The sequence below is a fragment of the Streptomyces sp. NPDC002044 genome (assembly GCF_040296725.1).
Taxonomy (GTDB): domain Bacteria; phylum Actinomycetota; class Actinomycetes; order Streptomycetales; family Streptomycetaceae; genus Streptomyces; species Streptomyces antarcticus.
In genome coordinates this window covers 1-13,158 of the sequence record NZ_JBEOXU010000156.1, presented here as the reverse complement: position 1 = coordinate 13,158, position 13,158 = coordinate 1, and the positions used below count along the sequence as shown (strand labels likewise).

Below are 13,158 nucleotides of genomic sequence, written 5' to 3'. Positions count from 1 at the left end.
CGAAGAAGCTGGAGCCCTTCGGCCTGACCGTGGACGAGGCGCTGGCCCTGCCCGACCGGATGGCGCGCGAGGAGCTGCGCCGCCAGCAGGAGGCCAGGGTGCCCGCGGCCTCCACCGCACGGCCGTAGCCGCCGGTGGCCGGACGGGACGGCGGCGGGACCTCGCCCGCCAGGATCGCCGACTCCAGCGCCCGCAGCTCGCCGCCCGGCTCCAGGCCGAGCTCCTCCACCAGCAGTTCGCGCCCGACCCGGTAGCTCTCCAGGGCCTCGGCCTGCCGGCCCGACCGGTACAGGGCGAGCATCAGCTGCCCGCGCAGCCGCTCCCGCAGCGGGTGGACCCGTACCAGCAGCTGGATCTCCCCGACCAGCTGGTGGTGGCGGCCCAGGTCGAGTTCCAGCTCGATCCGGGTCTCGGTCGCGGTGAGCCGTTCCTCGTCCAGTTGCAGGGCCTTGCTGCGCAGCGTCTCGCTGGACACCCCGCTCAGGCAGTCGCCCTGCCACAACTCGGCGGCCGCGCGGAGCAGTTCCGCCGCTCCGGCCAGTTGGCCCTGTCTGGCCAGCGTCCGGGCGTCGGCGACCGTACGGGCGAACAGCGCGGCGTCGACGAGATCGCCCTCGGTCTTGAGGACGTATCCGGGCGGCCGGGTGGTGATGGCGGCGGCGATGGCCGCCGAGCTGAACAGCTTGCGCAGCCGGGACACACAGATCTGCACCTGGGTGCGTGCCGTGTCCGGCGGTTCGTCGTCCCAGATCAGGTCGACCAGGTAGTCGGTGCTCACCACGCGGTTCGCCTCGAGGAGCAGCGCGGCGAGGATGACCTCCTGCCGGCCCGGCGGGATGCGTACCTGCCCCGCCTGACCGGTCACCTGTAACGGTCCGAGGATCCGGAACACCACCGCGTCCGGGGTCGGCGGACCCCCACCGGGCGAAACGGTCATGAGTCTCCCAGCTGGGGCACGCCTGATCCCGCTCGCACCGTGTGCACGACACGGTCGAGCCGGGAGGGAATACGGGTGGAGCGGGGGCTCAGTCTTCCCGAACACGTCTCCGGTTGTCCATGGTGTGGAGATTCCGTGGGGGCTGACAGGAGGCGCCAGTTCCGGCCATCGTGGCCGAGGCATGGCCCCGCGAGCGCCCGCGCCGGTGATAAGGCGGGGATAGCCCCGGGTTGCGCGCCTGGCGCAGGGTGTACCTGCCGCCTCCCGGAGGGGCCGCGGTCGTACGAAAGGACGTCCCATGAACGGTCGGTACACCAGGCGGATCCCGCCCAGCTCCGTCATCACCGACTCAGGGGTCGACCACGTGCGCCTCGCGTACCACTACCTCGACAACGGCGACCTCGACGGCTACGGCTCCCTCCTGCACGCGGGTCCGCTGGGCCCCGACCTGGAGGGCCCCGGGGCCCGCGGCGCGCGCCACGACATCGTCCGGATCGTCGCGGAGGGGGACTGCGTCGTCGCGATGGGCCGGCTCTCGCCGCAGCAGCGGGACTTCGTCGACGTGTTCACGCTCTCCGACGAGGGGATGCTCCGGGCCTGCCGCCGCTACTACTCCGCGCTGCCCCGCTGAACCCGGCCGGCCAGGGCGGCCGGCAGCGGCGCCAGGCCGAGGAAGCCGAGGGTCAGGGAGGTGGCGGTGCGGTGCCAGGCCCGGGCGTCGCGCAGCATGGCGTGGCCCCCGGCGGCCATGGGTACGGCGAGGGTGTGCGCGCCGGCCCGTTCGGCGCGGTCGAGGAAGTCCCAGGTCTCCCGCGCCGACGTCACCCGGTCGGCCGGGTCGTGGAGGGCGGCCACCCGCCGGCCGCGCAGCCCGTCGACCGGCTCTCCCGCCGGGCACCACGGCGCGAGGGCGACGACACCGCACACGTGCGGGTCGCCGGCCAGCCGCAGGGCCGCACGGCCCCCCATGGAGTGGCCCACGAGCACCACCGGGACGTCGCCCGCCGTGCGCAGCAGGGCCCGCAGGGCCTCCCGGGCGTCCTGGAGGGCGTCCTCGCGCCCCCCGTTCCAGCCCCGGTGCCGGTAGCGGACGTGCCCGACCAGGACGTGGTCGTGGGAGGTGGCGCGGATGACGCCGGTCGCGAACGGCCGCATCCGCAGGGCGGGCAGGTTCAGCCGGGGCGGCGCCTCCAGGGCGTCCGCCCGCCCGCCGTTGAGCACCAGTACGGCGGCCCGCGGCGTGAAGGGCGCCCAGCGGACCACCAGCGCGTCGTGCGCGTCCGCCGTCATCGTCCCCGCTCCGTTCTCCCGTGTTCCCGTACGCCTCAACTCGCCCCCTCCGGCGCCGGATACCAGTCCGCCGGTGTGGGCTCCATGCCGGACCCGCCGTCGCGCGCGGGCCGTACGGCGAGGATCTGGTCCACCCCCATGCGCCGTTCGGCGAACGCCAGCGCGCTGCCCGCCAGGTACAGCCGCCAGACGCGGGCGGTCGTCTCGCCGGCCAGGGAGTCGAACGCGCTCCACCGCTCTTCGAGGGTGTCGCGCCAGGCGTCGATGGTACGCGTGTAGTGCTCGCGCAGGGATTCCACCGAGCGGACCTCGAGGCCGGCCTCCTCCAGGACGCCGACGGTCCGGCCCACGGGGCGCATGTGCATGTCGGGGGCGATGTACGCCTCGATGAACGCGCCGCCGCCCGGAGCGTTGGCGCCCCGGGACATCTGCTGCACCAGCAGGCGGCCGCGCGGCCGCAGGGCGCCGTGCAGCAGCGCGGCGAAGGCCGGGTACTCGGCGTCACCGACGTGCTCGCCCATCTCGATGGCGGTGACGGCGTCGTACCCGCCGGCGTCGATGTTCCGGTAGTGGCGCAGCTGGACGTCGACGAGGTCGCCGAGCCCCTCCCGGGCCACCCGGTCCGCCACGAAGTCGCGCTGGCGACGGGACAGGGTCACCGCCGTGACCCGTGTCTTGTGGGCGCGGGCGGCGTGCAGGCTCAGGGAGCCCCAGCCGCAGCCGACGTCGAGGAGCCGGGACCCCTCGTGGAGGCCGAGCTTGCGGCAGATCAGCTCCAGCTTGTCGTGCTGAGCCTGCTCCAGGCCGTAGCCGGGGTCGTCGGGGCGGGTCCAGTAGGCGCACGAGTAGGCCATCGACGGGTCGAGGAGGAGGGCGTAGAACTCGTTCGACAGGTCGTAGTGGTGGCTGATCGCGGCCCGGTCGCGCGCGGAGCTGTGCAGCCGCCCGCCGAGCCGGGCCCGCGGGGCGTCGGGCGCGCGGGGAGGCAGGCCGACCACCCCCAGGCCCACGGCGAGGCGGGTGACCTGCGCCCATCCGGCGGCGGTGGGTGTGACGCGGCCGTGGTCGCGCACGGACTGCCAGGCCGCGCCGAGGCCCTCGGCCAGGTCCCCTTCGATGTCGAGCTCGCCGGTGATGTATGCCTCGGCGAGTCCGAGTTCGCCCGGCTGCCACAGCAGCCGGCGCAGGGCCCGCGGCGAACGCAGGACGATCACGGGGGCGTCCGCGGGGCCCGCCTCCGTCCCGTCCCACGCGCGCAGGCGCACCGGGAGGGGGCCGGCGAAGAAGTGGTCCAGCAGCTCCGCCAACCGGTCGGCAACGGCCCTCATCACACGTCCTCCAGCATCCGGGGCGGCTGTCGCCTTGCCGGATGCCCGGCGGCCCGTTCATCCGTTCTTCGTAGCGCCGGACGCCGCGGATTGGTGGACGCCGCGGGCCGTCCCGGGCCGGCCGGGGAGAGCGGGGACACGGCACGGGAGGCGGGCGGCGCGGACGCGGGTTCCACTGGGGGGACCAGGGAGTGCGTCGGCGGGCAGTGCGGAGGACAGGCGACATGGCGGAGACCCATCAGGTGCTGCTGATCTCGTTCACGGGGCCGGCCACCGGCCGTGCGGCGTTCCGGGAGGCGCTCGACCTGCCCGGGCTGCGGCAGGCGGCGGTGGTGGAACGCTCGGCCGACGGCCTGCTCGACGTACCGGAGAGCCACGTCAGCGGGGCCGGGGTCGCGACGGCGGGCGCCGGGCTGGTCGGCGGTCTCGTCGGCCTGCTGGGCGGCCCGCTCGGCGTGCTGCTGGGCACGGCGGCGGGCGCGGCCCTCGGCGGCGCCGCCGAGAACCGGCAGCTGCTGGAGGGCGGCGCGGGCCTGATCATGCTGAGCAGCCGGGTGGAGGAGGGGGCGTCGCTCCTGGTGGTGGACCTGCGCGAGTCGTCACCGCAGCCCGGAGACGACCTCGCGCGGCGCCACGGCGGCACGCTGGAGCGGGTCTCGGAGAAGGAGTTCGCGGCGCAGGTCCGCGCCGCTGAGGAAGCGGCGGAGAAGGAGACCGGGGAGCCGGCGGACGGGAAGCCGGGCGATAGGGAGCGGGCGGACGGGGAGACGGCCGACCGGGAGGAGCGGCCCTCCTGACCCTCCCGCTCGGCACGGCGTACGGGTACGGACGCGCGGGCGCCGAGGCGCCTGGCGCCGGGAGAGCCCGGCCGGCCGGCCGGGCGCGTCGTTCGGCCCGCGGTCCCCGCGGGCCCGGTACGAGCGGCCGGTCCCCGCGGGCTCAGTACGATGAGCCGCACTTCACGTGGGACACGCGATCCCCGGACGGGAGGCCAGAGGATGAGAACCCGGCGCGGCACGGGGGACGCCCTGCCTCCACGACGGGGCCAGGGCGAGCTGGAGGCCCAGGTCCTCACCGTCCTCGGCGGCGCGCCGGGGCCGGTCACCGCGGGCTGGGTGCAGGAGCGCCTCCCCGGAACCCTCGCCTACACCACGGTGATGACGATCCTGACCCGCCTGCACGCCAAGGGAGCGGTCGTCCGCGAGCGTGCGGGCCGTTCGTTCCAGTGGGTCCCCGTGGCCGACGAGGCGGGGCTCGCGGCCTTGCGGATGCGCAAGGTGCTCGACGGCGAGGCCGACCGGCGGGCGGTGCTCGCCAGCTTCGTCACCTCGCTCCCGCCCGAGGACGAGCGACTGCTGCGGGGCCTCCTCGCGCAGACCGACGAGGACGGGGGCGTGCGGACGGCTCCGCGCGCTCAGCCCTCGCCGACGAGCGCGGTCAGCTCGCGGTCCAGGCTCCAGGTGTCCGCCCCGCTGCCCCGGTAGATGTCCTCCCCGTCCTCGTCGAGGAGGACGTACGTGTTGACGCCCTCGGCGCGGAACCGGTCGCGCAGCGCGTGCCGGGCGTCGGCGAGGTGGGTCAGGGAGCCGCCCGCCGCGGGGGCGGCGAAGCCCTGGAGTCCCGTGCCGGCGCCCGGTCCGGCCACGGCGACCACGTGGACGCGGCCCAGGTGGCGGTCGGCCAGCGCGGCGGTTTCGAGGGCCTGGGCGGGACACTCCGCGCAGGTCGCCCCGTAGAACCACAGCAGGACGGGTTTGCCCGCCAGTGCCGTGGCGTCGAAGGCCGAGCCGTCGACGGTCTTCGCCGCGAAGCGGAGCGCCTCCGGGACGGCCCGCGCCGCCGACTCGGCCTGGGGCCCCGCGGCGCCCAGGAGGGGGCCGGGGGTCTCGGGTGACGTGCACGCGGCGAGGGGCAGACACAGAGCGGCGAGCAGGGCAGACGCGGCGATACGGGAACGCAGCATGGGTGGCACTCTCCCGGTCGGGTTCGGACCGCAACACCGGCAGCCGGGGCCGGTGCGCCGCCGTCCCGGCCGGACCTCGGCCCGGGGTGCCCGGACAAGCAAAGAATCTAGGCATATGAAGAAAATATGATGCTATGAGACGCGACTCCGGGGCCCGCTTCACCCGGACGGCGGACCGGGAACCCGATCCGCTCTCGTCTTTTCTACAGAGCTGTAGAAACATAGGGTGGAGCGGGGTGCCTGACGTGGCACCTTTGCCCGCCCTTTACGATTGTGGCGGGGGACCCTCCCCGCCACGCAACCCCGCGGGGCCGCCGGACGGCGGCCCGCCGAGTGAAGAAGGAGCAGCAGACCCGCAATGGGTGAACCTCCCAGTCCGAGCCGTGCCACGACCTGCCCGCAGATTCTCGCGACGGGAACGGGGGTGGCACGGTGACCGAGATCCTGCTGTTGCTCCTGGCCCTCGCCCTGACGCTGACGTGCGCGGTGTTCGTCGCGGCCGAGTTCTCGCTGACCACGGTCGAGCGCAGTGAACTCGAACGCGCCGCCGAGGCGGGCGAGCGGGGCGCCGAAGGCGCCCTGAAGGCCGCGAAGCGCCTCACCTTCCAGCTGTCCGGCGCCCAGCTGGGCATCACCGTGACCTCCCTGGTGATCGGCATGCTCGCCGAGCCGTCCGTCTCCGCGCTGCTGCGCGGCCCGCTGACCGCCATCGGCCTCCCCGAGGGGGCCGTGGCGACCACGGCGACCCTGCTCGGAGTGGCCCTGTCCACCGTCGTCCTGATGGTGATCGGCGAGCTGGTTCCGAAGAACTGGGCGATCTCCCGCCCGCTGGCCGTCGCCAAGGTCGTCGCGGGACCGCAGCGCGGCTTCACGGCCGCTTTCGCCCCGCTGATCCGCCACCTGAACAACACCGCCAACCGCCTCGTACGCCGCTTCGGCCTGGAGCCCGCCGAGGAGCTGGCCTCCGCCCGAACCCCGGAGGAGCTGGTGGCCCTCGCCCGGCACTCCGCCCGCGAGGGCGTGATCGAGGCGGACTCGGCCGAGCTCTTCGTGAAGACCCTGCACCTGGCCGACCTGACCGCCGAGAACGTGATGACCCCGCGCGTCGACGTCCAGGCCCTGGAACTGCACGCGGCCGCCTCCGACGCCGCGAAGCTGACGCTGGCCACCGGCCTGTCCCGGTTCCCCGTCTACCGCGACTCCCTGGACGAGGTGGTCGGCACCGTACACATCCGCGACGTCCTGGCCCTGGACGAGGACATGCGCCCGGTCACCCCGGTCGCCGACCTGATGACGTCCGCGCTGATGGTGCCGCACTCCCTGCCGGTCGACACCCTGCTCGGGCGGCTGCGCCGGTCCCGCACCATGGCCGTGATCATCGACGAGTACGGCGGCACCGCCGGCGTCGCCACGGTCGAGGACATCGTCGAAGAGGTCGTCGGCGAGGTCCGCGACGAGCACGACCCGATGGAGGTCCCCGACCTCATCGAAGGCCCGGAACACGACGGCCGCCGCGTGTGGGAGGCCGACGGGAGCGTCCGGCTCGACGAGCTCGAAGAGATCGGATTCGACGTACCCGAGGGCCCCTACGAGACCCTTGCCGGGCTCATCGCCACCGAACTGGCGCGGATCCCCGCCGAAGGGGACACCGTCACCGTCGACGGCTGGCAGCTGTCCGTGCTCGACGTCGACCACCACCGCGCCGACCGGGTCACCGTCATGGCGCCCCCGGCTGATGCCGCCACCACCGAGGAACAGGGCCGATGACCGCGATCCAACTGCTGATCGGTGCCTTCACCCTGATCACCAACGCCTTCTTCGTCGGCGCCGAGTTCGCCCTCATCTCCGTACGCCGCAGCCAGATCGAACCGGCGGCGGCCAAGGGCGACCTCCGCGCCAGGACCACCCTGTGGGGGCTCCAGCACCTCTCCGCGGTGATGGCCACCGCCCAGCTCGGCATCACCGTCTCCTCCCTGGTCCTGGGCGCCGTGGCCGAACCGGCCATCGCGCACCTGCTGGAACCCCCCTTCGAGGCGCTCGGGGTACCCGAGGGGCTGATCCACCCGATCGCGTTCGTCATCGCGCTCACCGTGGCGACGTACCTGCACATGCTGGTCGGCGAGATGGTCCCCAAGAACATCGCGCTCGCCGCTCCGGCGCCCACCGCGCTGCTCCTGGGCCCGCCGCTGGTCGCCCTCACCCGGGCCCTGCGCCCGTTCGTCTTCGGCATCAACGCCTTCGCCAACGTCCTGCTGCGCCTGCTCAAGGTCGAGCCGAAGGACGAGGTCGGCGCGGTCTTCACCGACGACGAGCTGGCCCGCCTCGTGAAGGACTCCAGCGCCGCCGGCCTCCTCGGCCCGGAGGACGGGGAGCGCCTGCGGGACGCGCTCGAACTCGGCACCCGGCCGGTCGGCGACATCATGGTCCCGCTGGACCGCGTCGTGACCGTCGGCCACGACATCACCCCCCGCGCCCTGGAACGGACCGCCGCGCGGTATGGGTATTCCCGCCTGCCCGTCGCCGGACCCGACGCGCAGATCCTGGGCTACCTGCACATCAAGGACGCCCTCGCGGCGGCCGACCGCACCGCGCCCTTCCCGCGCAGCGCCCTCCACCCGATCACCAAAGTGTCCCTCGGCACCCCGCTCGACGACACGATGACCGCGATGCGGACGGCGGGCACGCACCTGGCCGCCGTCACGGGGGACGCCGACGCGGTGATCGGCTTCGTCACCATGGAAGACCTGCTCGAAGAGCTCGTCGGCGCCGCCGCCCAGGACGGCGACGCCTGATCCGTACCGTCCGACGGCCGGTACCGCCCCCGCGGTGCCGGCCGTCGTCCGTACCGGCGTCCGTACCGGCGGTCCGGGACCGGTGCGTCACGCGCACGACGGTCGGTCGTTGTGCCGCCATGGATGATTTCATGGTGAAGATCCCGGCCGACTGGCTCTCCCGGGTGTTCCTCTCGCTCCGCCACGCCACCTCCGACGACGCCCAGGTCGTGGCCGCGGAGCTCCAGCCGTTCACCGAGAAGCCCGGACAGCGCGTGCCGGTGCCCCGCAACACGGTGCTGCGCACCGAGCAGGCGCTCCAGGGCGAGCTGCGGTGCGTCGAGGGCGGTGCCCGCCGGGAGGAGCTGTCCGAGCAGGTCCGCTACCTGGTCAACGCCCGGCTGAGCCTGTAGCCGGACCCGCGCCGGGCCCCGCGCCCGGGCGGGCCCCGGCGCGGTGGACGCGGGCCAGGACGAGGACGGTGTCGTCGGTGGGCGGGTCGGGCAGCAGGTTCGTCAGGATGCGGTCCGCCATCGCCTCCAACGGCCCGTTCGCCCGGCGGACTTCGGTCCGCAGCGCCTCTAGGCCCGCGTCGATGTCCCGGCCGCGGGACTCGATGAGGCCGTCCGTGTAGAGGACCAGGACCGCGCCGTCGGGCAGTTCCCGCTCCACCGTCCGGAAGGGCAGGCCCCCGACTCCCAGGGGGACGCCCAGGACCTCGTCGACGGTGTCGACCGTCCCGTCCGGCCGCAGGACCAGCGGCGGGGGGTGGCCGGCTCCGGCGATCCGGGCGCGGCCGGTCGTCGCGTCGTAGACGAGGTAGAGACACGTGGCCAGCTCGATGCCGGCCTCCTGGGCGCAGGCGTCGAGCTCGGCGAGCAGGGCGTCCGGCCGCTCGTGGTGCGCGGCCAGCGCCTTGGTGGTGATGCGGAGCCGGCCCATGTCGGTGGCGGCGGGAACGCCGTGCCCCATCACGTCGCCGACCACGAGGGCGACCCGGTCGCCCGGCAGGCTGATCACGTCGTACCAGTCGCCGCCGACCTCGGTGATGCGGCTGCCGGGCAGGTACCGGTGGGCGACCTCCACGTACGGGCTCGTCGCCAGGGCACTGGGCAGCAGGGCCCGCTGGAGGGTGAGCGAGATGTCCTGGACCCGGCTGTAGAGGCGGGCGTTGTCCAGACAGATCGCGGCGCGCGAGGCGAGTTCCCCGCCCAGGCCGAGGTCGTCCTCGGTGAAGGCCGGCCGGTCCGCGGACCGGCCGAAGACGGCGAGTCCCTGGACCGTGTCCCGGGCGATCAGCGGGGCCACGAGGAGGCAGGCCACCCCGCTGTCGGACAGCAGCCGGGCGCGGGACTCGATGAGGACGGTCCGGGCGAGGAAGTCCGCGTCGACCACGGCGGACACCGGCCGGCCCGTGCGCAGCATGTCGTGGATGACCGACCCGGGCGGGTAGCGCACCCGTTCCACTCCGGAGACGAGTTCGGGGGCCGGGGGCGGCAGGACCGTCCCCGAGGCGATCCGCCGGGTGATCAGCGGACGGTCGGGGTCGAACCGCTCCGTCTCGTCCATCCACTCCACGACTTCGACCACGGCGCCGTCGCAGAAGTCGGGCATCACGACGTCGACCAGCTCCTGGGCCGTGCGGCGCACGTCCAGGGTGGTGCCGAGGCGGGCGGAGGCCCGGTCCAGCAGGGCCAGGCGCCGACGGGCGGCGCTGGCTTCCAGAATGGCCCGCTCGCGGTCGGTCACGTCCACCATCAGCCCGCCCACCCCCGGGCGGGAGCCGGCCACCCCGCTGAGCGGGAAGAAGGTGACCGACCGCACCTGGTCGCGGTCCGGATGCCCCTTCGGACGCAGGCCCACCAGCGTTCCCACCACCGGGACCCCGCCCTCGGCGACCGCCCGGACCATGCGCCGGTACTCACCGCCGTCGGACATGATCATGACCTCGTCCACGGGCCGCCCGATGTGTTCCTCCACGGGGAGCCCGTCCATGTCCGCCAGCGCCTGGTTGAGGTGGACGTACCGCAGGTCCTGATCGAGCATGACCAGCCCGACGGGGCAGGTCTCGAAGAGGGCGTCGAGGAAGGCCAGATTGGTCTTGACCCGGTCGAGTTCGCGGCTCCGGCTCGCCAGGCCCATCACCACCGACCGCCCTGCGGCGCCCTGTACGGGGAAGACCCGGAAGCCGCACGCGAAGTCCGTGCCGTCCCGGTGCCGCGCCGTCAGCGGACCCCGCCAGTACCCCTGCGCCCGGGCCCGTTCCAGCAGGGCGGCGGCCGTCGCGGCCGACTCCGCCGGACCGCCGGCGAACAGCAGGGCGCCGGGCCGTCCCAGGACGGCGGCGGCCTCGTGGCCGAAGAGGTCCCGGGCGCCCGGCCCCCAGTACTGGACGAGGCCGTCGTCATCGAAGCCGAAGACGGCCACCGCCACGTGCTCGAGCAGGGTCCCCGGCTCGGACCGGAACGGTCCGTTGCGGGCATCGTCCCCCCGCCGGACCGATGGCACCAGACGCCCCTTCCAGCCGTCGTTCTGTCCCGTCCAGTATGCGGAGACGCTCCACCGGGCGCGCTCCGGCGCGGCGGCGCCCGCCTCCGGGTGCCGCCGCGCGGCCGGGTGCAGGGGCACGGGGCCCGGCGTACGGTGGGGACGGCGGTCGCGGAGACGGCAGCCTCCGCGCAGGGTGACGGGAGTCCGACATGGCTGGTGAGGTCTCCTTCTTCGAGCTCGGCGTGGGCGATGCCGGGCAGGCCCGTACGTTCTTCGGCGGGCTGTTCGGCTGGGACTTCGAGCCGGGTACGACCGACGGCGGCGGTTTCGCCATCCGGACGCCCAACGTGCCCGGCGGGCTGCACGGCGCCGACTCCGGCGCGAGCCCCTATCTGTTCTTCCGGGTCGACGACATGGAGGCGGCGCTCGTCCGGGTCCGCGAGCTCGGCGGCTCGGCCGACGACGTCGAGCTGGGCGGCGGCGAGGAGTCGGTCGCCCGGTTCGGCCGCTTCCAGCTCTGCCAGGACGACCAGGGGACGCCGTTCGGACTGCACCAGCCGCCGCCGGGAGCCTGAAGCGCGAGTGGGGGTGCCTCAGTCGAGGTAGGTGAAGGGGAGCGGGTTCGTGAACTGCCCGCAGGGGGTGGCCGCGTAGGCGGAGACGGTCGCTGCCGTGGGCGGCGGCGGGTACGCGTCGTCATGGCGGAGCCTTCCGGCGAGGGAACGGAACCGGAGGAGCCCGGGCCCGCCCCATCATGGGGAAGCCGTACCGTGTGAATCCAGGACAAACCGCCGATGTCGCCCATGATCCCGCGAGCCCCGTATGGAGCACCGCTCCGGGAGGCGCCGCGCCGTGGCGGGTACGGGTGCACATGTCCCGGCCGCGGGCGAGACCCACCCCGGAGCCGCACGGCACGTGCCCCGAGGCCGGTACCCGCGCCCATCCGTTCCACCACCGCACGGAAGGAACCCCGCATGCGGACCGTCACCCTGAACAACGGCGTCGAGATGCCCGTCCTCGGCTTCGGCGTGTACCAGATCCAGGCCGGGCAGACCGAGCGCGCCGTCAGTGACGCCCTCGCCGCCGGCTACCGCTCCCTGGACACGGCGGCCGCCTACGGCAACGAGGAAGCCGTCGGCCGTGCGATCAGGTCCAGCGGGATCCCGCGTCAGGACCTGTTCGTCACCACCAAGCTGTGGGTCTCGGACGCCGGGGAGGACAAGGCCAAGCGCGCCTTCGACACCTCACTGCGCAAGCTGGGCCTGGACCACCTCGACCTGTACCTGATCCACCAGCCCTACGGCGACGTGTACGGTTCCTGGCGCGCCATGGAGGCCCTGCACCACCAGGGCCTCGTCCGGGCGATCGGAGTCTCGAACTTCCACGGCGACCGGCTCGTCGACCTGATCGACCACAACGAGATCACCCCCGCCGTCAACCAGGTCGAGACCCACCCGTTCCACCAGCGCACCACCGACCAGGAGCTGATGCGCGAACGCGGGGTGCAGATCGAGTCCTGGGGCCCCTTCGCCGAGGGCCGCAACGATCTCTTCACCCACCCCGAGCTCAGCCGGATCGCGACTGCACACGGCAAGTCCGTGGCGCAGGTCGTCCTGCGCTGGCTCGTCCAGCGTGACGTCGTGGTGATCCCCAAGTCGGTGCGCGCCGAGCGCATGGCCGAGAACCTCGACGTCTTCGACTTCGAGCTCACCGCCGGGGAGATGGCGGCCGTCGCCGCCCTGGACACGGGGGAGTCGCTGTTCTTCGACCACCGCGACCCCGTCATGGTCAGCCGGCTCGGCACCCACACCCTGGACGGCTGAACCGGGCCGCCGCGCGGCGGCACGCACCGGCGGACAACCCCTGGCCAGGGCTGGCGGACCTGTTGACGGAACGTCGCATAATGAGCCCGTGACCCATGGGAATGACAGCGCCGAAGACGGCGCACAGGACGACGGCGGCATGTCCGTCATCGCGATCCCGCTCGGCCTGCTGGCCGGAGTGGTGGTGGGCGTGTTCCTCGACAACGTGGGACTCGGGCTCGCCATAGGGCTCTCCGCCGGTGCGGCGGTCAGCGCGATCGGCTCCGCGCGGAGCCGGTCGCGCGGCGCGGACGACGGGACCTGACCCTCCCCTCCCGCTGACCGTCCGCGGGAGGGGGCGGGGCCCCGCCGGCACCGGCTAGAGCGGTGATGCCGCCAGCCGGGCCTTGGGCGCTGTCCGGTCGACCCGGTTCCGGTGCGGGACGGCGGCGGGTGGAACGGCGGCGGGTGGAACGGCCTGCGGTGTGGTGTCGGTGAGGAGGGTGATGAGGGTGGTGCGGGCGCGGGCTACGCGGGAGCGGACGGTGCCGATGGGGCAGTTGATGGTGGTGGCGGC

The 13,158-nt window shown here is 73.9% G+C and carries 14 protein-coding genes and 1 pseudogene; 9 read left to right on the top strand and 6 right to left on the bottom strand.

Features of this window, described 5'->3' with window-relative positions; genetic code table 11:
* The coding region (locus ABT106_RS27225; protein WP_351282341.1) for an AfsR/SARP family transcriptional regulator at nucleotides 1-937 on the bottom strand (937 nt) is incomplete at its 3' end.
* A 298-nt stretch (nucleotides 938-1,235) separates the two neighbouring features.
* Here ABT106_RS27225 and ABT106_RS27220 point away from each other — a divergent pair.
* Entirely contained in the window at nucleotides 1,236-1,568 is a 333-nt protein-coding gene (locus ABT106_RS27220; protein ID WP_351282339.1) for a nuclear transport factor 2-like protein, read from the top strand.
* On the opposite strand, the gene ABT106_RS27215 is transcribed toward ABT106_RS27220, so the two are convergent.
* A complete protein-coding gene (locus tag ABT106_RS27215; protein WP_351282336.1) occupies nucleotides 1,547-2,227 on the bottom strand; it encodes an alpha/beta hydrolase in 681 nt (226 codons plus the stop codon). The genes ABT106_RS27220 and ABT106_RS27215 overlap by 22 nt on opposite strands.
* Before the next feature lie 35 nt (nucleotides 2,228-2,262).
* Nucleotides 2,263-3,555, bottom strand: a complete 1,293-nt coding sequence (locus tag ABT106_RS27210) for a class I SAM-dependent methyltransferase (RefSeq protein ID WP_351282334.1) — start codon at nucleotides 3,553-3,555, stop codon at nucleotides 2,263-2,265.
* A 224-nt stretch (nucleotides 3,556-3,779) separates the two neighbouring features.
* On the opposite strand from ABT106_RS27210, the gene ABT106_RS27205 reads away from it, so the two are divergent.
* Nucleotides 3,780-4,352, top strand: a complete 573-nt coding sequence (locus ABT106_RS27205) for a histidine kinase (RefSeq protein ID WP_351282331.1) — start codon at nucleotides 3,780-3,782, stop codon at nucleotides 4,350-4,352.
* A 201-nt stretch (nucleotides 4,353-4,553) separates the two neighbouring features.
* The gene (locus ABT106_RS27200) at nucleotides 4,554-5,039 is read left to right on the top strand and encodes a BlaI/MecI/CopY family transcriptional regulator (RefSeq protein ID WP_351282329.1); all 486 of its coding nucleotides are present in this window, start codon (nucleotides 4,554-4,556) and stop codon (nucleotides 5,037-5,039) included.
* Here the strand turns inward: ABT106_RS27200 and ABT106_RS27195 are convergent.
* Entirely contained in the window at nucleotides 4,970-5,518 is a 549-nt protein-coding gene (locus ABT106_RS27195; RefSeq protein ID WP_351282326.1) for a TlpA family protein disulfide reductase, read from the bottom strand. The genes ABT106_RS27200 and ABT106_RS27195 overlap by 70 nt on opposite strands.
* A 432-nt stretch (nucleotides 5,519-5,950) precedes the next feature.
* On the opposite strand from ABT106_RS27195, the gene ABT106_RS27190 reads away from it, so the two are divergent.
* The 3 genes from ABT106_RS27190 to ABT106_RS27180 all read left to right on the top strand — a co-directional run bounded on the left by ABT106_RS27190 (nucleotide 5,951) and on the right by ABT106_RS27180 (nucleotide 8,702).
* A complete protein-coding gene (locus tag ABT106_RS27190) occupies nucleotides 5,951-7,285 on the top strand; it encodes a hemolysin family protein (RefSeq protein WP_351282324.1) in 1,335 nt (444 codons plus the stop codon).
* Nucleotides 7,282-8,310 (top strand): hemolysin family protein, encoded by a 1,029-nt coding sequence (locus ABT106_RS27185; RefSeq protein WP_351282323.1) that lies wholly within the window; start codon nucleotides 7,282-7,284, stop codon nucleotides 8,308-8,310. The genes ABT106_RS27190 and ABT106_RS27185 overlap by 4 nt, the downstream gene beginning before the upstream one ends.
* Before the next feature lie 131 nt (nucleotides 8,311-8,441).
* Nucleotides 8,442-8,702, top strand: a complete 261-nt coding sequence (locus ABT106_RS27180) for a hypothetical protein (protein ID WP_351282321.1) — start codon at nucleotides 8,442-8,444, stop codon at nucleotides 8,700-8,702.
* Here the strand turns inward: ABT106_RS27180 and ABT106_RS27175 are convergent.
* The gene (locus tag ABT106_RS27175; protein WP_351282319.1) at nucleotides 8,680-10,917 is read right to left on the bottom strand and encodes a SpoIIE family protein phosphatase; all 2,238 of its coding nucleotides are present in this window, start codon (nucleotides 10,915-10,917) and stop codon (nucleotides 8,680-8,682) included. The two genes, ABT106_RS27180 and ABT106_RS27175, sit on opposite strands and share 23 nt — an antisense overlap.
* Before the next feature lie 71 nt (nucleotides 10,918-10,988).
* Between ABT106_RS27175 and ABT106_RS27170 the strand changes: the two genes are divergently transcribed.
* From ABT106_RS27170 to ABT106_RS27160, 3 genes are all read left to right on the top strand, one after another.
* Nucleotides 10,989-11,354 (top strand): VOC family protein, encoded by a 366-nt coding sequence (locus ABT106_RS27170; RefSeq protein WP_351282317.1) that lies wholly within the window; start codon nucleotides 10,989-10,991, stop codon nucleotides 11,352-11,354.
* Between the two features lie 399 nt (nucleotides 11,355-11,753).
* A complete protein-coding gene (locus ABT106_RS27165; RefSeq protein ID WP_351282315.1) occupies nucleotides 11,754-12,602 on the top strand; it encodes an aldo/keto reductase in 849 nt (282 codons plus the stop codon).
* 88 nt (nucleotides 12,603-12,690) lie between these two features.
* Entirely contained in the window at nucleotides 12,691-12,906 is a 216-nt protein-coding gene (locus ABT106_RS27160) for a hypothetical protein (RefSeq protein WP_351282313.1), read from the top strand.
* A gap of 54 nt (nucleotides 12,907-12,960) precedes the next feature.
* Here ABT106_RS27160 and ABT106_RS27155 read toward each other — a convergent pair.
* Nucleotides 12,961-13,158 (bottom strand): annotated as a pseudogene (locus tag ABT106_RS27155) (sigma-70 family RNA polymerase sigma factor); the annotation flags it as partial.